This window comes from Streptomyces sp. TLI_105 (assembly GCF_900105415.1).
Lineage (GTDB): Bacteria > Actinomycetota > Actinomycetes > Streptomycetales > Streptomycetaceae > Streptomyces.
This window is the reverse complement of record NZ_FNSM01000001.1, coordinates 6,911,440-6,931,399: the sequence shown is the minus strand read 5'-3', so window position 1 is coordinate 6,931,399 and position 19,960 is coordinate 6,911,440. Positions and strand designations below refer to the sequence as shown.

The window sequence follows — 19,960 nt, the reverse complement described above, 5'->3', positions numbered from 1 at the left end:
TGATCTCCAACCGTCGTGCCGCACTGGCCGAATGACACTTCGCGGCTATCCATTCGAGAATTGGACAGTTTCCTTAGAAGTGTCAACACTTCTGACGATCCCGGGCGGATTTCCCCTGGTCTAGGCTTGGCCGATGCCACGGTTCAGGGAGACGGTCCGGACACTGCTGCGCGAACGCCTGCTGGACGCCGCGTACGAGGCGGTCGCGGACCGCGGCTTCGACAAGCTGCGCATGGCGCACCTGGCGAGCGCCGTCGGCGTCAGCCGGCAGACGCTGTACGCGGAGTTCCCCTCCAAGGAAGCGGTCGGCGAGGCCCTGTTCCAGCGCGAGCTGGAGCGCTGCCTCGTCGGCATCCAGCAGGGCCTGGACGCGCACCGGGACGACCTGCGGGCGGCCGTCGAGGCCTCCGTCGGCTTCACGCTCACGCTGGCCGGGCGGAACCCGCTGATCAAGGCCATGCTGGCCGGCACCGGCGAGGACGGGCTCCTGTCGTACCTCACGACGCGGTCCGCGGCGGCCTTCGAGACGGCGACGGCGATGGCCGACGCGTACGTCACGGAGGCCTGGCCCGCCGTCGACCCGGTGGCGCGCGAGCTGGCCGTGGACGCGGCGGTCCGGCTGACCGCCAGTCACATCGTCCAGGCCGGCCCCTCGCCGGAGGAGTCGGCCCGCCGCATCGCGGACACCGTGGTCCGGATCGCCCTGAGCACGGGCCGGGAGCAGATGCCCCGGCAGGCCTCAGGGACTCGGCCCCCGGTACTCCTCCAGGACGGGCCGGTTGCCGATGTCCCGTGACGCGGAGACGGGGAAGGCCCGCACCCCGACCCGGCCCTCGATCCGGTCCAGCGCGCCCCAGCCGTACGCCCGCGAGTCGTCCGACAGGTCGGGGTTGTCGCCCAGGTAGAAGAACGCGCCCTCCGGCACGGTCCGCAGCCCGGGCCGCGCCGACCGGGTGCCGTCGGGCCCGCAGCAGGCGCTCGTACGGCGGGCCTGCGACGCCCATGCGGGCGCCACCACCCGGCGTACCGGACCCCGGCCGCCCTCCTGGAGGAGGACCTGGAAGGGCGCGTCCGGCGTGGAGACGATCGCCACCCGGTCGCCGGGCAGGGCGATCACCCGCTTCACCAGGAGGGCGTCCTTCCCGGTGGCCCGCAGCAGCACCACGTCGAACCGGCGCGCCTCGCCCGCCGAGCCCGGGGCGACGAGGATCCGGTCGCCCTGCCGGAGGGTCGGGCTCATGCTGGTGCCGTCGACCCGGACGCCGAGGGCCGTGACGGCGACCCCGGCGAGGAGGCAGAGCAGGACACCGGTCCCGAGGACGGCGCCGGCCGCCCGGCGCGGGTTCATCGGCGTCGGGTGGGGTCCGGCGGCCAGGGGCCGGCGGACCGGTCGATTTCGGTCATGGCGGGAAGGTAGGCCCCGTGGCGGGCGACGGCCGTGACCGTACCGCTCAGGGTTGTTGACCGCGCGTCTGATAGGAGCGGGGCGTCTCGCCGGTCCAGCGCCGGAACGCCCGGTGGAAGGCGCTGGGTTCGGAGAAGCCCAGCTGCCGCGAGAGCCGCTCGATCGACACCCGCCCGCCGGTCAGTTCGGCGATGGCGTGGTCGCGCCGCACCTGGTCGCGGAGCCGCTGGTACGTCGTCCCCTCGGCGGCCAGTTGGCGCCGCAGGGTCTGCGGACTGACGGACAGCCGGTCGGCGAGCTGCTCGGGCGTCGGCGCCGGTCCGGCGGGCAGCGCCCGGCCGATCAGGTGCCGGACCCGGCCGGTCACCGTACTGCCGTAGTCACCGCAGACCAGCACGTCGACCGGGGCGCGGCGGAGGAAGGCCTTGAGCGCCGCCGCGTCCCGCAGGACGGGTTCGTCGAGGTCCGCCCGGTCGAAGACGGCCGCCGTCCGTCCCGCGCCGAAGACGCAGGGAGCGCCGAAGAGCAGGGCGTACTCGCGGGCGTGCCGGGGTTCGGGGTGGACGAACTCGACCCGCCTCAGGCCGATCCGGCGCCGGACGAGCCAGCCGGCGAAACGGTGCGCGACCAGGACGGTGGACTCGGCGCCGAAGTGGAGGGGGTCGTCGTATCCGGAGACGTCGAACTCCATCCGCGCCTCGTCGAGTCCACCGTCCTCCCCGACACCGGCGCCGGCCCCGCCCCCGCCGGTCCCGCCCGCGTCGGGTTCGAGCAGTCGAAAGCGCGGCCCGGCCGGGAAGAGGGAGTAGAAGGTCTGCGCGCGCCGGAGCGCCTCGCGCAGGTCCCGGCTGCCGTGGACCACGACGTGGGCCATCATGGCGAAGGTCCCGACCTTGCTGGGCGCGCCGCCGAAGCCGATCAGCTCGTCGTCGAGCGTGGCCCACAGGGTCCTGACGAGCTGCCCGAACTGCTCCGCCGGGATCCTGGCCCGCGATTCCTCCAGGAGGGCGGAGGGCAGTCCGGCGCGGGCGAGGAGCGGCCCTGGGGCCACCCCGTGCCGCTCGGCCCCGAGCAGCACGGCCCGTACGTGATGAGCACTGACCGACGAGTTCACCGAAGCTAGACACTTTCCTCGAAGGATGTCCAGGTTCCGACACTCTACTAAGAACTGTAAGGCTCTCGAAGTGCGCATCCCGTGAACGGGACACAGCTCACAGCCGTACCGTCAGGTGCACTACACCGAAGGAAGAGAGGCAGTACATGAGCGGAGTGGCACGCCGGACGGTGGTCGCGGCGGCGGGCGGCGCGGGCCTGGCGGCGGCGCTCGCCGCCTGCGGGGGCGGCACGGACGACAAGAACACGGCACCGGAGGGCACGGCGCTGGCGCGGACCGGGGACATCCCGGTGGGCGGCGGAAAGATCCTCGCCGACAAGGGACTGGTGATCACCCAGCCGAAGGCCGGCGAGTTCAAGGCCTTCTCCTCGAAGTGCACCCACCAGGGCTGCGCCGTGAGCAGCATCAAGGACGGCGTGATCGTCTGCCCGTGCCACCAGAGCCACTTCGACATCTCGGACGGCAGCGTGAAGTCCGGCCCGGCGCCCTCGCCGCTGCCGCCGGAGCCGATCCAGGTGGTGGGCGAGGAGATCAGCCCCGGCTGACGGCACCGCCGTCGCCCGCGGGAGCCTTCCAGCACTCCAGCACCTCGTCGGTCGTGGTGATCGTGGCGACGAGGGCGAGGGTGTGACGGATCATCGCGGGGGTGTAGTCGGCCGGCACCCCCGCGATGGCGTCCCCGGGCACGACGGCCGTGTAGCCGAGGTTCACGGCGTCGAAGACGGCGTTGGGCACGGCCACGTTGGCGGAGACCCCGGTGACGATCAGCGTCCGGCACCCGAGGTTGCGGAGCAGCGCGTCGACGTCGGTACCGGCGAGCGGCGAGAGCCCGTGCAGGCGCCGGACCACCAGGTCCTCGTCGGCGACCTCGATCGGTTCGGCGATCCGGACGGCCCTGCTGCCGCTGTGCTGCTGCACGGGCAGCCGGGCGGCGGCCCTGAACAACCGGGCGTTGGTGTTGGCGCCCCGCCCGTCGGGGCGCCGCTCGGCGACGGCGTGGACGACCTGGACGTCCGCCGCGTGCGCGGCGGCGACGAGCCGGGCGACGTTCCGCAGGGCGCCCGACGCGCGGGCGACGGCGGCCAGTTCGGGCAGGGCGCTGTCGGGGCCGACGACACCCCGCTGGCATTCGACGGTGAGCAGGACGACCCCGCCGTCCGGGCGGATCCGCTCCCCGAGCCGTTCCCTCGGACTCTTTCCCATGGCTCTCCCGACCTCCCCTTGCACGCGCGCGACCGACCCCCCATGCTTTCTGACGTCTCATCAGAAATCCAGAAGGGTGCGGACGATGACCGTCGCACAGCGCCGTGGACGCCGGATCATGATGACCCCGGCCGAGCTCGACTCCTTCCTCGCCGAACAGCGCACCTGCCGGGTCGCGACCGTCTCCGCCGACGGCCGCCCGCACGTCAGCGCGCTCTGGTTCGTCTGGGACGGCTCCTCGCTGTGGCTGTACTCGATCACCCGCAGCCGGCGCTGGGCGGAGCTGCGCGCCGATCCGAGGATCGCGGTCGTGGTGGACGACGGCGAGGAGTACGGGGAGCTGCGCGGCGTCGAGCTGTCCGGCACCGCCGTCTTCGTCGGCGAGGCGCCGCGCACCGGCGAACCCTGTCCCGAACTCGACGTGCCCGAGCAGCTCTTCGCCGCCAAGAACTTCGGCCTGGACTCCATGCCGCACGACGGCCGGCACGCCTGGCTCCGGCTGACCCCGGACGCCATCGCCTCCTGGGACTTCCGCAAGCTCGCGAACACCTGACGGGCGCGGCCGGCCGCGCCGGTCTCAGCTCGCCAGCGGCTCCGCCGCCGCCCGCAGCGCCGCGACGACCGCCCGCACGGAGGGACGGCGGCCGGCGTCGGCGCGCCAGGTGGCGTAGATGTGGCGCCGCACCTTCTGCCGCACGGGGACGAAGGCGACCCCGTCCGGCACCGGGCGTCCGAGCCGGGGGGTGATGCACACCCCGAGCCCGGCGGCGACCAGGGCCAGCTGGGTGTGGTGCTCCCCCGCGAAGTGCCCGATGCGCGGCTCGATGCCCTGCGAGCGCAGCGTGAACATCAGCCAGTCGTGGCAGAACTCTCCCTCGGGCCAGGACACCCACTCCTCGTCGGCGAAGTCCTCCAGGTCCACCGCCTCCCGTCCGGCCAGCGGGTGGCCGACGGGCAGGGCCACGTCGGCGGAGTCGTCGAGGAGGTGGGCGCGCTCCAGACCGCCGGGGACGGGCGCCCGCTTGTTGCTCCAGTCCAGGACGATCGCCAGGTCGGCGTCCCCGCGCATGACCGCCCGCACACCCGGCTCCGGCTCCAGTTCCGTCGTACGGACGCGGAGCTCGGGGTGGCCCGCGCGCAGGGCGGCGAGCGCGTCCGGGAAGAGTCCGCGTGCCGCCGTCGGGAAGGCCGCGAGCCGCACCTCGCCCACCACCCTCCCCCGCTGGGCCTCGATGTCGGCCTGCGCCATCTGGACCTGGGACAGGATCCGGGCGGCGTGCTCGGCGAGCAGCAGCCCGGCGTCGGTGAGTCGCACGCCCCGGCCGTTCTTGGCGAGCAGCTGCTGCCCGACCTCGCGCTCCAGCTTGGACAGCTGCTGGGAGACGGCCGAGGTGGTGACGTGCAGGCCGTCGGCCGCGCCGCTGACCGAGCCGTGCCGGGCGACGGCGTCGAGGGTGCGGAGGCGCTCCAGGTTCAACATGTAAGTGATACTAAGGGGAGGGGTCGAGGAATTCTCGCTTGTTCTAAGACGTCGTTCCGGTCACCCTGAGCGCATGAGCCCCGCAGCCCCGCCCTCCCCGTCCCCCGCGCCCGCCGCCGCCCCACGTCTGCTCGACTGGCGCGTCCGCTTCGGCGCCCTGGCCCTCATCTGGGGCTTCAGCTTCCTCTTCATCAAGGTCGGCACGGAGGGCTTCGCGCCCTTCCAGGTCACCTTCGGACGGCTCCTGTTCGGCACGGCGGTGCTCGCCCTCGCGATCGTCGTCAAGCGCGACCGGCTGCCGCGCGGCGCCCGCGTCTGGGGCCACCTGGCGGTCGCGGCCTTCCTCCTCAACGCGCTGCCGTTCTCCCTCTTCGCGTACGCGGAGCTGACGATCCCCTCGACCCTGGCGGGCATCTGCAACGCGACGACGCCGCTCTGGGGCATGGTGCTCTCGCTGGTGGCGCTCTCCGAGGACCGCCCGACCCGGGTCCGCGCGGCCGGTCTGGGCATCGGCTTCGTCGGCGTGCTCACCGTGCTCGGCGCCTGGCAGGGCTTCTCCGGCCTCGACGTGACCGGCACGGCCCTGGCCCTGCTCGCCTCCTTCAGCTACGCGGTCGGCTGGATCTACGTCCGCAGGACCCTGAGCGGCACGGGCGCCTCGAACCTCTCGCTGGCCGGCTCCCAGGTGGGCCTGGCGACCCTCCAGCTGGCGGTGGTCACTCCCCTGTTCACCTCGGTCCCGGAGTCCGTGGAGCTCATGCCGCTCCTCTCCGTGATCGCGCTCGGCGCGCTGGGAACGGGGTACGCGATGCTGCTCCAGTACGGCGTCGTCGCGGAGGTCGGCCCGACGACGGCCTCGATGGTCACGTACTTCATCCCGGTGATCGCCACGGCGGCGGGCGTCGCCCTGCTGGACGAGCACCTCACCTGGAACACCCCGGTGGGCGCCCTGGTGGTGCTGGCCGGCGCGGCCCTCACCCAGACCCGCGCCTCCCGCCGCGCGACGCCGCCGGCGACGGCCCCGCAGCCGGCCGCCGTGCCCGCCGAGACGCCTCCCAGGGCGGCGAGCCGCGCCTGAGGGCATCGCCCGGACGGCGGGGCGCGCAGGCGGCGGGCGGGCGCCTCTCCCTCTCCCGTGTCACTCTCCGTTACGTACGGATCCACAAGATCGTTGACCGGGCATGAACCTCACCACCACCGCCCGAACCCTCCTCGCCGCCCTCGCCGTGACCGGCGCCTTCCTCGGCTCCGCCGGCGCGGCCCACGCCGCGGGCGCCGCCTCCGCCCCCGTGTCCGCCACCGCGGGCGCGGTCACCGCCACCGCCCCGATGGACGGGCCGGAGCCGGTCGAGCTCGACGAGCTGGGCCTCCCCGACCTCCAGGAGGACTGACCGCACACGACGGCGGGGCACGGGAACGGCCGGACACCACGAGGGCGGTGTCCGGCCGTTCCGTTCGTCTCGAAGCGTCAGTCGGCGTCCCGGCGCGCGCCGCCGAACAGGGCCTCCAGGGCGTCGACGGCACTGCCGTCGTGGTCACTGCCCGCCGTGCCGCTGCTGCCGTACTGGACGTTGGCCGCCCGGTCGATCTCCACGACGGAGTCGGCGTGGGAATTGTCGATGACGGTGAGCAGGCTGCCGTCGGCCGCGGCCGGAGCCGCGCCCGCCGCCAGCAGGGCGACGGCCAGGCCGAGCGCCTTCAGCGGGGTCCTGAGCGGGCCGCCGGCCGCCGCCTTCGGCGCGGGCCCGAGCGTCCCCTCCCTCCGCTGTCCGGGGATCACGGGGCTCACGCGCCGACCCGCTCGGGCACCGCGTGGTGGCGGGTGATGTTCCGCTCCAGGAGGCGGGTGGAGGCGGCGACGCCGACGCCGGACTCGGGGTCGAAGGACGGCAGTCGGCCGTCGTCCCGCTTCAGCTCGGAGAGCGCCGAATCCATCGCCTCGTGCGCCGCGAAGAGACAGGGCGTGCTGTAGATCGCCATGTCCACGCCGAGATCGGAGAGCTCGGTGAGCGAGAGCCGCGGGGACTTGCCCCCGGCGATCTGGTTGAAGAGCAGCGGCTTGCCGTCGACCACCTCACGGATCCGGTGGATCCACTCGACGCTCCGCACACCGTCCACGAGCACCACGTCGGCGTCGGTGGCGGCCAGGCACTCGGCCCGCCGGAGGATGTCCGCCTCGTCGGTGGCGTCGGTGCGGGCCACCACGACCATGTCCCGGCGGGTGGCCAGGACCATCTCCAGCTTGGCCAGGTACTCGTCGAGCGGCAGCACCTGCTTGCCGTCCGCGTGGCCGCACCGGCGGGGCCGCTTCTGGTCCTCCAGGATCACGCCCGAGGCACCGATGCGCTCCAGGCCCTCCACCACGTGGCAGGCCACCTCGGGGTCGACGTAGCCGTCGTCGATGTCCACGAGCAGGTGGTGACGGGGGAACGCGCCGCGCAGCCGCTGCACGAACCCCACCATGTCCGGCCAGGCGATGAAGCCGATGTCCGGCAGCCCGTAGTACGAGGCGGCGAAGCCGAACCCGGAGACGAACATCCCGTCGTAGTGGTCGGCGGCGACGGAGGCCGAGTACATGTCGTACACGCCGATCAGCGGGGTCGTGCCCGGCGCCGCGACGGCCTCGCGCAACTTGTTTCCGTAAGTCAAGGTCTGACTCCTGGTCATCTCGGGGAAACACGGAAAAGGTGCAGAACCGCCGCAACACGACGGAGCTTTACCAAAACCTGATGATTTCCTGAGACGGGGCGGAACTTCCGCGTACGAGCGCTTTACTCACTCTCCAGGGCTAGCGCATTCACCAGAGAAACGTCACTTGCGCGAGGAACGACCGTGCCCCGCACGCCAGATGGGCCGGGCACGCATCCGCCACCCTTCGGATGCCGCCTACCCGTAGCTCCGCGCCGGCGCCGGCCCCACCGCCCCCGCCACCGCGTCCGCCAGCGCCTCGACCTCCGCGACCGCGAGCCCGGAGACGGTGAGCCGGACGGCCGGCCCCGCGTCCATGCGGAAGCGCGCGCCCGGCGCGACGGCCCACCCCGCGGCGAGGAGCCGGGTGACCGCGCCGGTCTCGTCGGAGACCGGCACCCAGACGTTCATGCCGCCCCGCCCGTGCGCCTCGACGCCGCGCCGCGCGAGGGCCCGCACGAGCCCGTCGCGCCGCTTCCCGTACGCGCGGGCGACGACGGCCGGATCCACCGCGCCCGTGGCCCAGAGGTGTGCGACGGTCCGCTGGAGGAGCTTGCTGACCCAGCCGGGACCGAGGCGCTGCCGCCCGAGCACCCGGTCGACGGTCTCGGCGTCGCCGGTGAAGGCGGCGATCCGCAGGTCGGGCCCGTACGCCTTGGCGACCGAGCGGACGAGCACCCAGTGGTCGGTGACGCCGGCCAGCGGGTGGAGGGGCTGCGCGACGATGCCGTGTCCGTGGTCGTCCTCGACGAGGAGCACGCCGGGGTGCGCGCCGAGGACCCGCCGCAGCTCCCGGGCGCGCTCCTCGGTGACGCAGGCGCCCGTCGGGTTCTGCGCCCGGTCGGTGACGATCACGGCCCGCGCCCCGTCCTGCCGGATCGCGCGTTCGACGGCCTCCGGGAGGGGTCCGTCGTCGTCGACGGCGACCGGGACCGGACGCAGGCCGAGCGCGGGCACGAGGTCGAGGAGGCTGCCCCAGCCCGGGTCCTCGACGGCGACGGCGTCGCCGGGCCTGAGGCGGGCGGCGAGCACCCGCTCGATGGCGTCGAGGGAGCCCGAGGCGACGCCGACGGGCCCGGCGGGCACCCCGTCCGCGTCGAAGGCGGCGCGCGCGAGGCGCCCGAACTCCTCGTCGACGGGGACCTCTCCGTACATGCCGGGCCGCTCGGCGTACCGCCGGGCGACCTCCGCGAAGGCCTCGCCGAGGGGCGGGAGCAGGGCGGGGTCGGGGCTGCCGTTGCTGACGTCCCGGACCCCGGCGGGGGCGTCCACGCGGAGGGAGCCGCGCGCGGTCGTGGCGGGGCGCGGGCGCACCCGGCTGCCGCGCCGGCCGTCCGTCTCGATGACCCCGCGCTCGCGCAGGGTGCGGTAGGCGGCGGCGACGGTGTTGGGGTTCACGCCGAGGGTGGCCGCCAATTCCCGCATGGGTGGTAGCAGTCGGCCGGGCTGGAGCGCACCCGCACCCACTCCCCGCTCGACGCTGGCGGCGATGTCCGATGCGCGGCGGCCTTCGATCCGATACTCTCCTAGCACAAACATGATTATGCACTAGTGCAATGGAGATGGCAATGAGCACCACCACGGAGACGTACGAGGCGACCGACCGGACCGTGCCCACCCGCTCCCGTCACCGCGCCTCGTACGACAAGGACCTCGTCCACTCGATACTCGACGAGGCCTACGTCTGCCATCTCGGCTTCGTCCGCGACGGCGCGCCGGTCGTCCTCCCGACGCTCTTCGGCCGGGTCGGCGAGCGCCTCTACGTCCACGGCTCCACCGGCTCGCGGCCGCTGCGCGCGGCCGGCGACGGCGTGGCCGCCCCCGGCCTGCCCGTCTGCCTGACCGTGACGCACGTCGACGGACTCGTGCTCGCCCGCTCCGCGTTCCACCACTCGCTCAACTACCGCTCGGTCGTCGTCCACGGCACCGCCCATCAGGTCACGGACCCCGAGGAGCTGCGGACCGCCCTCGACGCCCTCGTCGACCACGTCGTCCCCGGCCGCTCCACCGACTCGCGCCCCGGGAACGCCAAGGAACTCGCCGCGACCGCCGTGATCCGGCTCGACCTGGACGAGGTCTCGGCGAAGGTCCGCACCGGCGGGCCCAACGACGACCCCGAGGACCTCGGCCTCCCGTACTGGTCCGGCGTCGTCCCCGTACGGGGCGGCTACGGCACTCCCGTCCCGGCCGACGACCTCGACCCGTCCGTCGCCCTGCCCGGCTACCTCGTCGCGCTCTGACCCGGGAAGGACGGACCCACGATGCTGATCCACCCCTGGGACGCCGCCCACGACGAGGGCGAGTGGCGCGACTGGCTCTCCCGGCACGACTTCGGCCAGCTCGCCGTCAACGGCCTGCCCGGCGAGCCGCCGTGGGTGCAGCCCCTGCACTTCCGGTACGACGCCGGGCCCGGCCCGTACGGCCGGGCCCTGGCCCACCTGGCCCGGCCCAACCCGCTCTGGCGCGCCCTGGAGGCGAACCCGACGGTGCTCCTGAGCGTGGTCGACGACTACGTCTACGTACCGGGGCACTGGACGGCTCCCGAGGGCGCCCCGTCCGAGCACGGCACCCCGACCTCGTACTACGCGGCCGTCCAACTGCGCTGCACCGCGCGCGTGGTCGACGATCCGGAGGAGAAGGCGGCGCTCCTCAACCGCCAGGTCGCCCACTTCCAGCCGGAGGGCGGCACGGCGACCGTCGCCCCTGGCGAGGCCCCGTTCGGCCGCATGCTGTCGGGGATCCGGGTGCTGAGCCTGGAGGTGACCGACGTACGGGCGAAGTTCAAGTACGCGGGCAACAAGCCTCAGGAGATCCAGGACCGCGTCTCGCAGCGGCTCGCCGAGCGGGCCGGCCCCGGCGACCTGAACGCCCGCGCCCACCAGCTGCGCCGTCGCACGGACGGATGACCGTGCCGGGGCGGAGCCACACGGCCCCCGCCCCTGGCGACCACGCGGGGCGGGACCGCACAAGCCCCGCCCCGGCGGCGGTCTCCTACGCCGCCACGGGCTCCCGCCTGCGTGCCTCCGCCGCCGTCCGTGCCTCCGCGAGGGCGAGGCCCGTCACGGCGGCGAGCAGCAGCAGAGTGCCCAGCACGATCGCGGCGGTGAGCCGCTCGCCGAGCAGCGAGACCGCGATCAGGGCGGCGCTCACCGGCTCCAGGAGCATGATCACGGAGACGGTGGCGGCCCGGACGACGGCCGCCCCGGCGAAGTACAGCGCGTAGGCGAGCGCGGTCGGCACCGCCGCCACGTACACGAGCAGCAGCACCACGCTCACCGGCGCTTCGGTGTGCGGGACGAGCCCCTCCGCGAGCGCGGCGGGCAGCAGCCCGACCGCCCCGATCGCGAAGGCCCACGTGGTCGTCGCCAGGGCGTCCGCACCGCCGCCGTCACGGCCGAGCCGGCGGGTGAGGAGGGTGATCGCCGCGTATCCGGCCGCCGAGACCACCGCGAGGACGACACCGAGCGGCCGCACCTCCGCGGCTCCGCCGCCCAGGACGAGGACCAAGAGCCCGGCGAGCGCTCCGGCGACGGCGGCGACCCCGCCGCGGCCGAGGCGCTCCCCCATGGTGAGCCGGGCGCCGATCGCGATGAGGACGGGTCCGGCGCCCAGGGTGACGACGGTGCCGACCGCGAGCCCGGTCGCCTCGACGGCGGCGAAGTAGGCGCTCTGGAAGACGGTGAGACCGATGCCCGTGCCGAGGATGCGGGCCGTCCGCCGGCCGCGCGGTTCGGCGTCCCCGCGGGCGGCGGAGCGCCGGGGCCGCAGCGCCAGCGCGCCCAGGAGCAGGGCGAGCCCGCCGACGCAGCGCCAGAAGGAGAGGGCCAGCGGGCCCATGTCGCTGACGCGGAAGATCAGCGAGGCGGCGGCGCCGGCCGTGCCCCAGGCGATGCCGGCGACGATCAGATAGAGGAGGCTCCGCCCGACGGACAGGGCGGATCCCGAGGAGTTCGACACGTGGGTTCTCCGTGGAAGACAGGAGGGAAAGGTGGTCGCTGGACTCCGCGCGCGGGCAGCGACGAACCGCCCGGCGGCGAGGAATCGCCCGCCCGGGCCCGGTCTTCGTCGAGGGAGAGTCGCCCCGCGCGCTAGGCGGCGGGAGGCGGAAGCACGGTCGAATGCATGGTCGGCACCCTACGGGGCGGTTCGCCCGGCCGACAACCGCGCGTCCCGCCCGGCACCCGCCGCGTCGGAACCGGAACCGGCCTCGGGCCCGGACACGGACTCCGCCCCGGGTCCGGACGTGGACCCCGCCCCGGCCTCGGCACCGGACGCCGTCCCGGCATCAGCCCCGGGTCCGGACCCGGCGACCGGCCCCGGTGCCGGCGCCTTCGGCGTCGAGGACTGGGCGATGAAGGCCCCGACCAGGACCACCGCGCCGCCGACGATCTGCGGCGCGTCCAGGTGCTCGCCCAGCAGGATCCAGGCCAGGACGGTCGCGATGACCGCCTCCAGACAGGCCACGACGCCCGCCACCTGCGGGGAGAGCCGGCGCACCGAGATGACGCCGGTGACGTACGCGAGGACGGTGGCGATCAGCACGATCCAGCCGAGCAGCAGCCACGCGGGCACGCTCGTCCCGTCCATGTCGGCCCGCCCGGCGAGGACGTTCCAGTCCATGCCCCAGGGCCGGGCCACGACCGTGAGGACGAGCGCGCCGATGAGCAGTCCGTACGCGATGACACCGACCGGATCGGCCCGCTCGGCCTGCTCGGCCTCGTCGGCGCCCTGGTCGGAGAGGACGAAGTACCCGACCTGGCAGCAGGCGGCGGCGAGGGCCAGGAGCAGTCCGACGAGGTCGAAGCTCAGCCCGGACCAGACCTGCACGACGCACGCGAGGCCACCGGCGGCGAGGACGACGCCGAGGGCGGCGGCGCGGGTGACGGGCCGGCGCTGGACGAAGCGGACCCAGCCGAGGACGAGGGCGGGGGCGAGGTACTCGATGAGCAGGGCGACGCCGACGGGGATGCGGGATATCGAGGCGAAGTAGAAGGCCTGGACCCCGGCGACGGCGAGCAGGCCGAAGCCCACGAGGAGGGCGGGTTTGCGGCGCAGGAGGTCCCGGTGGCGCCAGGCCACGGGCAGCATGACGAGCGCGGCGCCGGTGACCCGGAGCCACACGACGTGGAGCGGGTCGAGTCCCGCCTCGATGAGCGGCTTGGCCGCCACTCCTGAACCACCGAATGCGAAGGCCGAGGCCAGGGCGAGTCCCAGGCCGGCGCTTCTCCCCTGAGACGCGTGCATCGGGCCATCATGACAGGACGCCGTCAGGGGCGTAACCCCCGTTACACCTGTTGAGACGGCTCCTCGTCGCGGGCGGCCAGGAGGCCGGTGACACGGGCGGTCAGCGCGGCCGGATCGACCCCCGCGCGGCGCAGCACCTCCACGGCGCGGCTCTCGGGATCGGCGGCGACGGCCACGAGCAGATCGACACCGCGGGCCTGCGGCTCACCGCGCTCGGCGGCCCGCAGGAAGGCCCCCTCCAGGGCGGCGGCCGCGGCCGGGGACCACGGGGAGGGGCGAGCGCCCGGGGATTCCGCCCCGCGCGCGGCGGGCAGCAGACGCCGGACCGCCGACCCCTCCTCCGTCCGCTGCCAGCGCAGGCCGTAGCCGATGGAGCGCTGGACGAGATAGCCGAGGACGCGGGCGAGCTGGTGGCCGCCCTCGAAGGCGGCGCCGACCTCGGGGTCGGACTCGACGAGCGAGTGCAGGAGGTGGGCGGTGTCGATCTGACGGTCACCGTCCCGGAGCGCTCTGCGGCGCGCGCCCGACACGACCGTGGCGAGCGAGGGCGTCAGGAAGGGCGCGACCGCCGCGAGCGAGGGCGACGGGGAGGACGCGAGCTCCGCGCTCGGGGCGACGGACGGCGGAAGCGACTGAGGGCGCGGGACGGGATGGTGCACCCTCCCACCTCATCAGGCCGCAGCGGCCGGAGCATCACCGGGGAGAAGCATGTCCGCATCCCACCGGAGTTGGGCACGGGCGCACGGTTCCTCCTCCTTACGGATGAGATCGCGCGCGTCGCCCCCCGAGAGGCGCGCGCCGCCTTGCTTCGCGCCCCCCTTGCAACCACGGACCCCCTTCCACGCGTCCTCCGGTCGTGTTCTGGATGGTGGGCCTGCTCGCGCGTGACGGGCGGCAGTACGTGTACCGGGTGTACGCACCCCGGGAGGCGCTGCCGGCCGATCTGTTCTGGGCGGCCTTCCACTGCCACGAGGAGGACGGAGCGCCGCGGGCCTCCGACAGCTTCGACGCGGCGGAGATCCGGTGGGTCGGCGGCGGCACGGGGCCGACGGCCGCAGAACTGACGGTTCATCAGTATTGAATGTTCACGGCCGCCCCGCTACGTTCCGCGACACCGGAACCCAGTTGGCACGCGTGAAGGGGTGGTCTCATGGCCGAAGTCAGCGCGGAGGCACGGATCGAGGCGCCGGCCGGAAAGGTCTGGACGCGGCTCACGGACTTCTCCTCGTACGGCGAGTGGAACGCCACCCACACCAGCTTCCCGAACGGCGGGCCGGCCGCCCTGGAGACGGGCGCGACCTTCACGGAGAACATGAAGCTGATGGGCTTCCCCGCCGAGGTCCTGTGGACGGTCGAGGAGCTGGAGTCCGAGCGGGCGTTCGCCATCAGGGGCAAGGGACCGATGGGGGTCGTCGTCGCCACCCGCTACTCGCTGGCCGCGGAGGGGGACGCCACGACGGTACGGATCGACGGCGAGTTCACCGGTGCGGCGGTCTCCCTGATGGCGGGGAAGCTCAAGGACTCGGCGACGGCCGCGCTGACCGAGTCCCTGCGCAAGCTCTCGGGCCTGGTCGCCTGAGCCGCACGCACACAGAACGCCGGAAGGGCCCCGCGACGACTGTCGCGGGGCCCTTCCGGTGACGCACACCGAACTCGGCGCTCGCCGAACGCAGTGCCCGTCGGACTCAGTGCTCGTCGGCGAGGATCAGGTACAGCTTCTTGCGCGCCTCGTTGATCACGGCGATCGCCTTCTGCCGCTGCTCGGCACTGCCGGTCTTCCAGACCTGCCCGAACGCCTCCATCAGACCGGAGCCGGCCTGCCGGATCTCGTTCAGGGCGTCCCAGTCGATCCCGCGCCCGGCCGCCTCCCACGGCGCCTCGGGACCTTCCTCGGCCTCGGCGCGCCCGGTGTCGGTGAGCGTGAACAGCTTCTTGCCGCCCTCGGTCGCGCTGGTGATCAGCCCCTCGTCCTCCAGCAACTGGAGGGTCGGGTAGACCGAGCCCGGACTGGGCTTCCAGGCCCCGTCACTGCGCTCGCCGATCTCCCGGATCATCTCGTAGCCGTGCATCGGGCGGTCCTTCAGGAGCGCCAGGATCGAGGCACGCACGTCGCCGCGCCGCGCCCGTCCCGGGCCGCCCCCGCGACCCCGCCCGCCGAAGGGGCCACCGAAAGGCCCGCCGCCGAACCCGGGCCCGAACGGCCCGAACGCGGCACGCCGCCCCTCGAAGTCCCCCCGAGGCCCGGGGCCGCAGCCTCCACGACCGTGGCCGTGTCCGTTTCCGTACTCGTGTCCATGTGAACGCATCGCAACGCTCCTTCCATCGAGATTCCATCGTCGAACTGTCGCGATGCATCAACGATATATCGGGACTGTTCGGCGAGCAAGACCCGACAGGTCGGTCACGGAAAATCGGTCACGGGAAAGAGGGCTACCGCTGCGGGACGTCCCTGACGAACACCAGGCCGTCGCAGGCCGCCAGATGCGCCGGGTCGAGCGGGGCGTAGCCGAACCAGGGGGACACGCGCGGCGCGGGCCGCCTGTCGCCGAGGACGGCGGCCAGTCGCCGGGCGTCCACGACACAGCGGTCCTCCGGGAGCGCGTACAGCAGGCCTTCCACGGTGTCCGTCGGCGGCGCGTCCACCCCCTGGTGCCGGATCGTGCCGAGGGCCATGGCCACGAAGGCGTACTCCTCGCCGAGCTCGGCGTCGACCAGCGCGCCGGCGCTCCACCACTCCAGCGGCCGCCCGTCCATCCGCATCGAGCTCTTCTCCCGCTGGAGGTGGGAGTTGTGGGTGTAGACGAACGTCGGGCCCCGGTCGGCGAGCGCGAGGAGGTTCCGGGACATCATCCGGTCCCGGACGCCCGCCAGCCGGGCCAGGCGGACCGGCGAGGTGTCGGCCATCCAGTGGTGGTAGCGCAGCAGCCCGAGCACCGTGCGCCCGTACAGGCGGGCCCGCTCCCATTCGTCCGCCGAGCTCACCGTGATCAGGTACGGGCGCTGCTCGTCGAGCAGCGCCACCAGCTCGTCGGCGAGCAGCCGCAGCCGGCCGGCCTCGGCCGACCGTCCCACGGAGCGGGCCGGTTCCCTCATCGCGGCGGGCTCGGTCCACCGGTCGTCGGGGCCGATCAGCTCGTCGAGCGTGTCCGCGGCGCAGGGGAGCAGGTCCGCGTCCACCCGGGCCGCGAGGTATCCGTGGAGCCCGGTGAGGGCCTGCCGGGGGCTCGCCGCGCCGGTGATCTCCAGCGGACCGTCGAACCCCGCGAAGCGGACCTGCTCGGACGCGGGGCGGCCCTCGTTGTGGGCGCGCATCCAGCGCACGAGTTCGCGGTTGGCCGCGGAGGCGCCCCAGCCGTGGCTGAATCCGTTCTCCATGACCTCGTCGAGGGTGCCGGTGCCCGACGTGACGTGGTCGTCCACGGCCAGGCCGTTCAGGCAGTCGGTCTCGAGCGCGATCGTCCGGTAGCCCTCCTGCTCGACGAGCTGCCGGAAGAGCTCGTTGCGCAGGTCGAGCAGGGTGTCCTCGCCGTGGGTGGGCTCGCCCAGGGCGAGCAGTCGGGGCCGGCTCGGGAGCAGCCCCAGGAGGGCGGCAGCGTCGACGGCATGGGCGGTGTCCTTGATGTCAGTCGCCATGCCTTCCACGCTATCGTTGAAGGTTCGGTGGAAACTTTTCAGTGATCAGCCCGCGATATCGTCGGATTCATGGGGAAGAGCCTTCAAAGCGGGGGTCGGCTGAGGCCGGTCGATCTGGCCCGCGCGCACGGTCTGTCCACGCAGGCGGTCAGGAACTACGAGGAGGCCGGCATCCTCCCCGCCGCCAACCGCTCCCCCGCCGGCTACCGCGCCTACACGCCGCTGCACGCCGGCGCCCTGCGCGCGTTCCTGGCCCTGCTGCCCGGCCACGGGCATCCGACGGCGACGTCGATCATGCGGGCCGTGAACCGGGGCGCGGTCGACGAGGCGTTCCGCCTGATCGACGAGAGCCACGCCCAGCTCCTCGACGACCGCCGGACCCTCCGGGCCGTGGAGAGCGCCCTGCGCGACCTGGCCCCCACCACGACATCCGACCCGGCCCCGGCCACGCCACCCGGGCCGGCGGCGCCGCCCGACCCCGGCGGCACGTTCATCGGGCCGCTGGCCCGGCAGCTCGGCATCCGCCCCGCGACGCTCCGCACGTGGGAGCACGCCGGGCTCGTACGCCCGCGCCGCGACCCCCGGACCGGGTACCGCGTCTACGACGGGTCCGCCGTGCGGGACGCCCGGATGACCCATCAACTCAGGCGGGGTGGCTATCTGTTGGAGCAGATCGCCCCACTGGTCGACCAGGTGCGGGCGGCCGGGGGCATCGAGCCGCTGGAGGCCGCGCTCGGCGATTGGCACCGTCGCCTGTCGGCCCGCGGGCGCGCGATGCTGACCGGCGCCGCCGAACTGGAGGCGTATCTCCGCGCCCGGGAATGAGACCGCCCCGAACCGGCGGCAGTGGCAGGATCGACGCCATGTCGACGCGTCCGCTCCTGCTCGAAGCCCGGTACCTGTGGGAGCAACTGGCCCGGGAACCGGGGTCGTTCCCGCCCATGGACGGCATGAACGTCATCGTGTCACCGGAGTCGGGGCTGTGCCCCGCCGGCTGGATCGGTGTGGTCGCTCTCGGAGGGTCGGCGCTCGTGACCGCACCGGACGAGAGCACCGCCGCGACCGTGCGCACCGCCCTGGCAGGCCTGCCTGCGGCGGCCCTGGTGGACGCGGCCGCCGTCCGCGAGGTGCTGCCCGTGGCCGGGGTGCTCGGCCCCGCGGCCCTGGCGTACCTGACCCCGGAGGGCTTCCGCCCGGCCGGCGGCCCGTCGGCGGTGGAGCGGCTGCCCGGCGGCCATCCGGCACTGCGCGCCCTGGAGGAGGCCGCCGGTGAGGAGGACTCCTCGGAGGCCTCCCTGGACGAGATCACCTCGCGCGCGTTCGTGGTCCGCGAGCACGGCCGGGTGGTGGCCGCCGCCGGATACCGGGCCTGGCCCCGACGGACCGCCCACATCAGCGTGTTGACGGCCCCGGAGGCGCGCGGCCGTGGACTCGCGCGGACGGCGGCCTCGGCGGCGGTCGCCGACGCCCTCGCGACCGGCCTCCTTCCGCAGTGGCGCGCGCGTCCCCCGGCCTCCCGACGGGTCGCCGCCGCGCTGGGCTTCGAGGAACTGGGTGCCCAGCTCTCCCTGGAACCGGCCCCGGACGGACCGGCGCCACGACCGCTTGCGACACTCCTGCCATGATCGCCAAGGACGACGCCCCGCTCTTCACCCAGTTCACCACCCCCGAGTCGCTGCCCGACGGGCTCGCCGCGGCCCTCGTCGACTGTTGGATCGAGGTGAGCGACGCGGGCGGCGCGGCCGGGTTCCCCTTCCCGCCGGTCGACCCGGCCGAGGTCTCCGCCGCGGTCGACCGCATCGTCACGGGACTCGACCCGGCGAGCAGCCGTCTCGTCGTCGCCACGGTGGACGGCGCCCTCGCGGGCTGGCTGTGCCTCCGCCGCGACACCCATCCGCTGGTCGCGCACTGGGGCACCCTGCACCACGTCCAGACCCGCCTCGGCGTGCGCGGGCGGGGCATCGGCGCGGGCCTCGTGCGGCGCGCCCGCGCGATCGCCCGGGAGGAGATGGACCTGGAGCAGCTGCGGCTCGCGGCACGCGGCGGCGTCGGGCTCGAGGAGTTCTACGGCAGGCTCGGCTGGCGGGAGATCGGCCGCTGGCCCGGAGCGCTGCGCCTGGCCGCCGACGACGACCGCGACGAGATCCTCATGGTCCTGACGTCCCTGTGACCCCGTACGGGCCCCGCACCGGGCGGGCAGTGCCGGGGCGGAACGGGTGCCGGCACCCGGCACCCGGCACCCGGCACCCGGCACCCGGCACCCGGCACCCGGCGGGAAAGATCGGTCCAGTTCTCCGGGATTGGCCTTGGTCCGCGGTTTTCCGCCCCCGGTACGGTCGGGGCCATGCGCATCCGAATCGTCGACGCCTTCACCGACCGGCCCTTCTCCGGCAATCCGGCCGGAGTCCTGCTCCTCGACTCCTTCCCCGACGACGCCTGGCTCCAGAAGGTCGCCGCCGAGGTCAACCTCTCCGAGACGGCCTTCGCCCACCCGCTGCCCGCCGGCGGCGAGGCGGACTGGGCCCTGCGCTGGTTCACCCCCACCACCGAGGTCGACATGTGCGGCCACGCCACCCTGGCCACGGCACACGTCCTGCACACCACCGGCACCGCGAGCGGCACCGTCCGCTTCGCGGCCCGCTGCGGCCTCCTGATCACCACGGCCGAGGCCGACGGCACGATCACGATGGACTTCCCGACCTCCTCCCTCACCCCGCTCCCCGTCCCCGAGGGCCTGGAGAAGGCGCTCGGCGCCGAGATCGTCGCCGTCCACGACACGGCCGACCACATCGGCGACCTCGTCGTCGAGCTGCGCGACGAGGCCACCGTCCGCTCGCTCGCGCCGGACTTCGCCGCCCTGAAGGACCTGTCCTCGCGCGGTGTCATCGCCACCGCCGCCGCCGAACGCCCGCACGAGGGGTACGACTTCGTCTCGCGCGGCTTCTTCCCCGCCGTCGGCATCGACGAGGACCCGGTGACGGGCAGCGCGCACACCGCGCTCGCGCCGTACTGGTCGGCCAGGTTCGGCCGCGAGGAGCTCACCGGCTTCCAGGGCGGCGCCCGCACGGGCCTCGTCCGCACCCGTCTGAACGGCGAGCGCACCCTCCTGAACGGTCACGCCGTCACGGTCATCGAGGGCGACCTGCGGGTCTGACGTACGAGAGGGGGTGCGCGGCGATCGCCGCACACCCCC

Annotated in this window: 25 protein-coding genes; 13 read left to right on the top strand and 12 right to left on the bottom strand. The window is 74.0% G+C overall.

Going from position 1 to position 19,960, the window contains the following annotated elements; all coding sequences use genetic code 11:
* The first annotated feature begins 133 nt into the window (after window positions 1-133).
* Window positions 134-796, top strand: a complete 663-nt coding sequence (locus BLW86_RS31725) for a TetR/AcrR family transcriptional regulator (RefSeq protein WP_256341482.1) — start codon at window positions 134-136, stop codon at window positions 794-796.
* Here the strand turns inward: BLW86_RS31725 and lepB are convergent.
* Both lepB and BLW86_RS31715 read right to left on the bottom strand, forming a co-directional pair.
* Window positions 740-1,348, bottom strand: coding sequence for a signal peptidase I (gene lepB / locus BLW86_RS31720; protein WP_093877200.1), 609 nt, complete (start codon window positions 1,346-1,348; stop codon window positions 740-742). The two genes, BLW86_RS31725 and lepB, sit on opposite strands and share 57 nt — an antisense overlap.
* 103 nt (window positions 1,349-1,451) lie before the next feature.
* On the bottom strand, window positions 1,452-2,519 hold the full coding sequence (locus BLW86_RS31715; protein ID WP_256341481.1) for an AraC family transcriptional regulator: 1,068 nt from the start codon (window positions 2,517-2,519) through the stop codon (window positions 1,452-1,454).
* A gap of 146 nt (window positions 2,520-2,665) precedes the next feature.
* Here BLW86_RS31715 and BLW86_RS31710 point away from each other — a divergent pair, with 146 nt between their 5' ends.
* Entirely contained in the window at window positions 2,666-3,064 is a 399-nt protein-coding gene (locus BLW86_RS31710) for a Rieske (2Fe-2S) protein (RefSeq protein WP_093877199.1), read from the top strand.
* Here BLW86_RS31710 and BLW86_RS31705 read toward each other — a convergent pair.
* Window positions 3,051-3,722 (bottom strand): isochorismatase family protein, encoded by a 672-nt coding sequence (locus tag BLW86_RS31705; protein WP_093877198.1) that lies wholly within the window; start codon window positions 3,720-3,722, stop codon window positions 3,051-3,053. The two genes, BLW86_RS31710 and BLW86_RS31705, sit on opposite strands and share 14 nt — an antisense overlap.
* 85 nt (window positions 3,723-3,807) lie before the next feature.
* Between BLW86_RS31705 and BLW86_RS31700 the strand changes: the two genes are divergently transcribed.
* Window positions 3,808-4,275 (top strand): pyridoxamine 5'-phosphate oxidase family protein, encoded by a 468-nt coding sequence (locus BLW86_RS31700; RefSeq protein WP_093877197.1) that lies wholly within the window; start codon window positions 3,808-3,810, stop codon window positions 4,273-4,275.
* Between the two features lie 24 nt (window positions 4,276-4,299).
* Here BLW86_RS31700 and BLW86_RS31695 read toward each other — a convergent pair whose 3' ends face one another.
* Window positions 4,300-5,202 carry a LysR family transcriptional regulator gene (locus BLW86_RS31695; RefSeq protein ID WP_093877196.1) on the bottom strand — a complete coding sequence of 301 codons (903 nt, stop codon included), beginning with the start codon at window positions 5,200-5,202 and terminating at the stop codon, window positions 4,300-4,302.
* Window positions 5,203-5,275: 73 nt separating this feature from the next.
* Between BLW86_RS31695 and BLW86_RS31690 the strand changes: the two genes are divergently transcribed.
* Both BLW86_RS31690 and BLW86_RS42200 read left to right on the top strand, forming a co-directional pair.
* The gene (locus tag BLW86_RS31690; protein WP_093877195.1) at window positions 5,276-6,280 is read left to right on the top strand and encodes a DMT family transporter; all 1,005 of its coding nucleotides are present in this window, start codon (window positions 5,276-5,278) and stop codon (window positions 6,278-6,280) included.
* A gap of 103 nt (window positions 6,281-6,383) precedes the next feature.
* A complete protein-coding gene (locus tag BLW86_RS42200; RefSeq protein WP_093877194.1) occupies window positions 6,384-6,593 on the top strand; it encodes a hypothetical protein in 210 nt (69 codons plus the stop codon).
* A gap of 77 nt (window positions 6,594-6,670) precedes the next feature.
* Here the strand turns inward: BLW86_RS42200 and BLW86_RS31680 are convergent, their stop codons facing one another.
* The 3 genes from BLW86_RS31680 to BLW86_RS31670 all read right to left on the bottom strand — a co-directional run bounded on the left by BLW86_RS31680 (window position 6,671) and on the right by BLW86_RS31670 (window position 9,423).
* Window positions 6,671-6,991, bottom strand: a complete 321-nt coding sequence (locus BLW86_RS31680; protein ID WP_256341480.1) for a hypothetical protein — start codon at window positions 6,989-6,991, stop codon at window positions 6,671-6,673.
* On the bottom strand, window positions 6,988-7,851 hold the full coding sequence (locus BLW86_RS31675) for an isocitrate lyase/PEP mutase family protein (RefSeq protein WP_093877193.1): 864 nt from the start codon (window positions 7,849-7,851) through the stop codon (window positions 6,988-6,990). Before BLW86_RS31675 ends, BLW86_RS31680 begins: the two co-directional genes overlap by 4 nt.
* Before the next feature lie 237 nt (window positions 7,852-8,088).
* Window positions 8,089-9,423, bottom strand: a complete 1,335-nt coding sequence (locus BLW86_RS31670) for an aminotransferase class I/II-fold pyridoxal phosphate-dependent enzyme (RefSeq protein WP_093877192.1) — start codon at window positions 9,421-9,423, stop codon at window positions 8,089-8,091.
* Between the two features lie 35 nt (window positions 9,424-9,458).
* Between BLW86_RS31670 and BLW86_RS31665 the strand changes: the two genes are divergently transcribed.
* Entirely contained in the window at window positions 9,459-10,130 is a 672-nt protein-coding gene (locus BLW86_RS31665) for a pyridoxamine 5'-phosphate oxidase family protein (protein WP_177181803.1), read from the top strand.
* 21 nt (window positions 10,131-10,151) lie between these two features.
* Window positions 10,152-10,796, top strand: a complete 645-nt coding sequence (locus BLW86_RS31660; protein WP_093877190.1) for an FMN-binding negative transcriptional regulator — start codon at window positions 10,152-10,154, stop codon at window positions 10,794-10,796.
* Between the two features lie 85 nt (window positions 10,797-10,881).
* Here BLW86_RS31660 and BLW86_RS31655 read toward each other — a convergent pair whose 3' ends face one another.
* From BLW86_RS31655 to BLW86_RS31645, 3 genes are all read right to left on the bottom strand, one after another.
* Window positions 10,882-11,847, bottom strand: coding sequence for a DMT family transporter (locus BLW86_RS31655; protein WP_093877189.1), 966 nt, complete (start codon window positions 11,845-11,847; stop codon window positions 10,882-10,884).
* Between the two features lie 177 nt (window positions 11,848-12,024).
* Window positions 12,025-13,134, bottom strand: a complete 1,110-nt coding sequence (locus BLW86_RS31650; protein WP_093877188.1) for an EamA family transporter — start codon at window positions 13,132-13,134, stop codon at window positions 12,025-12,027.
* Window positions 13,135-13,175: 41 nt separating this feature from the next.
* A complete protein-coding gene (locus BLW86_RS31645) occupies window positions 13,176-13,793 on the bottom strand; it encodes a Clp protease N-terminal domain-containing protein (protein ID WP_177181802.1) in 618 nt (205 codons plus the stop codon).
* Between the two features lie 197 nt (window positions 13,794-13,990).
* Between BLW86_RS31645 and BLW86_RS31640 the strand changes: the two genes are divergently transcribed.
* Together BLW86_RS31640 and BLW86_RS31635 are read left to right on the top strand one after the other, a co-directional pair.
* Entirely contained in the window at window positions 13,991-14,215 is a 225-nt protein-coding gene (locus tag BLW86_RS31640; RefSeq protein WP_093877187.1) for a hypothetical protein, read from the top strand.
* A gap of 69 nt (window positions 14,216-14,284) precedes the next feature.
* Entirely contained in the window at window positions 14,285-14,713 is a 429-nt protein-coding gene (locus BLW86_RS31635) for a type II toxin-antitoxin system Rv0910 family toxin (RefSeq protein ID WP_093877186.1), read from the top strand.
* Between the two features lie 106 nt (window positions 14,714-14,819).
* On the opposite strand, the gene BLW86_RS31630 is transcribed toward BLW86_RS31635, so the two are convergent.
* Window positions 14,820-15,440, bottom strand: a complete 621-nt coding sequence (locus BLW86_RS31630; RefSeq protein WP_093877185.1) for a PadR family transcriptional regulator — start codon at window positions 15,438-15,440, stop codon at window positions 14,820-14,822.
* A gap of 124 nt (window positions 15,441-15,564) precedes the next feature.
* Window positions 15,565-16,767 carry an erythromycin esterase family protein gene (locus BLW86_RS31625; RefSeq protein WP_093877184.1) on the bottom strand — a complete coding sequence of 401 codons (1,203 nt, stop codon included), beginning with the start codon at window positions 16,765-16,767 and terminating at the stop codon, window positions 15,565-15,567.
* A gap of 69 nt (window positions 16,768-16,836) precedes the next feature.
* Here BLW86_RS31625 and BLW86_RS31620 point away from each other — a divergent pair, with 69 nt between their 5' ends.
* The 4 genes from BLW86_RS31620 to BLW86_RS31605 all read left to right on the top strand — a co-directional run bounded on the left by BLW86_RS31620 (window position 16,837) and on the right by BLW86_RS31605 (window position 19,921).
* Window positions 16,837-17,592, top strand: coding sequence for a TioE family transcriptional regulator (locus tag BLW86_RS31620; protein WP_093877183.1), 756 nt, complete (start codon window positions 16,837-16,839; stop codon window positions 17,590-17,592).
* A gap of 38 nt (window positions 17,593-17,630) precedes the next feature.
* Window positions 17,631-18,392: a GNAT family N-acetyltransferase gene (locus BLW86_RS31615; protein ID WP_093877182.1), complete on the top strand. Its 762-nt coding sequence runs from the start codon at window positions 17,631-17,633 to the stop codon at window positions 18,390-18,392.
* A complete protein-coding gene (locus BLW86_RS31610) occupies window positions 18,389-18,937 on the top strand; it encodes a GNAT family N-acetyltransferase (protein ID WP_093877181.1) in 549 nt (182 codons plus the stop codon). Before BLW86_RS31615 ends, BLW86_RS31610 begins: the two co-directional genes overlap by 4 nt.
* Before the next feature lie 174 nt (window positions 18,938-19,111).
* Window positions 19,112-19,921: a PhzF family phenazine biosynthesis protein gene (locus BLW86_RS31605; protein ID WP_093877180.1), complete on the top strand. Its 810-nt coding sequence runs from the start codon at window positions 19,112-19,114 to the stop codon at window positions 19,919-19,921.
* The last annotated feature ends 39 nt before the right edge of the window (window positions 19,922-19,960 follow it).

Excerpts from the sequence above, each read along its gene's own strand:
- BLW86_RS31620 (WP_093877183.1), top strand. The coding sequence starts at position 16,837 with ATGGGGAAGAGCCTTCAAAGCGGGGGTCGGCTGAGGCCGGTCGATCTG.
- BLW86_RS31610 (WP_093877181.1), top strand. The coding sequence starts at position 18,389 with ATGATCGCCAAGGACGACGCCCCGCTCTTCACCCAGTTCACCACCCCC.
- BLW86_RS31650 (WP_093877188.1), bottom strand. The coding sequence starts at position 13,134 with ATGCACGCGTCTCAGGGGAGAAGCGCCGGCCTGGGACTCGCCCTGGCC.
- BLW86_RS31710 (WP_093877199.1), top strand. The coding sequence starts at position 2,666 with ATGAGCGGAGTGGCACGCCGGACGGTGGTCGCGGCGGCGGGCGGCGCG.
- BLW86_RS31660 (WP_093877190.1), top strand. The coding sequence starts at position 10,152 with ATGCTGATCCACCCCTGGGACGCCGCCCACGACGAGGGCGAGTGGCGC.
- BLW86_RS31605 (WP_093877180.1), top strand. The coding sequence starts at position 19,112 with ATGCGCATCCGAATCGTCGACGCCTTCACCGACCGGCCCTTCTCCGGC.
- BLW86_RS31690 (WP_093877195.1), top strand. The coding sequence starts at position 5,276 with ATGAGCCCCGCAGCCCCGCCCTCCCCGTCCCCCGCGCCCGCCGCCGCC.
- lepB (WP_093877200.1), bottom strand. The coding sequence starts at position 1,348 with ATGAACCCGCGCCGGGCGGCCGGCGCCGTCCTCGGGACCGGTGTCCTG.
- BLW86_RS31700 (WP_093877197.1), top strand. The coding sequence starts at position 3,808 with ATGACCGTCGCACAGCGCCGTGGACGCCGGATCATGATGACCCCGGCC.
- BLW86_RS31725 (WP_256341482.1), top strand. The coding sequence starts at position 134 with ATGCCACGGTTCAGGGAGACGGTCCGGACACTGCTGCGCGAACGCCTG.
- BLW86_RS31625 (WP_093877184.1), bottom strand. The coding sequence starts at position 16,767 with ATGGCGACTGACATCAAGGACACCGCCCATGCCGTCGACGCTGCCGCC.
- BLW86_RS42200 (WP_093877194.1), top strand. The coding sequence starts at position 6,384 with ATGAACCTCACCACCACCGCCCGAACCCTCCTCGCCGCCCTCGCCGTG.
- BLW86_RS31630 (WP_093877185.1), bottom strand. The coding sequence starts at position 15,440 with ATGCGTTCACATGGACACGAGTACGGAAACGGACACGGCCACGGTCGT.
- BLW86_RS31665 (WP_177181803.1), top strand. The coding sequence starts at position 9,459 with ATGAGCACCACCACGGAGACGTACGAGGCGACCGACCGGACCGTGCCC.
- BLW86_RS31695 (WP_093877196.1), bottom strand. The coding sequence starts at position 5,202 with ATGTTGAACCTGGAGCGCCTCCGCACCCTCGACGCCGTCGCCCGGCAC.
- BLW86_RS31615 (WP_093877182.1), top strand. The coding sequence starts at position 17,631 with ATGTCGACGCGTCCGCTCCTGCTCGAAGCCCGGTACCTGTGGGAGCAA.
- BLW86_RS31705 (WP_093877198.1), bottom strand. The coding sequence starts at position 3,722 with ATGGGAAAGAGTCCGAGGGAACGGCTCGGGGAGCGGATCCGCCCGGAC.
- BLW86_RS31635 (WP_093877186.1), top strand. The coding sequence starts at position 14,285 with ATGGCCGAAGTCAGCGCGGAGGCACGGATCGAGGCGCCGGCCGGAAAG.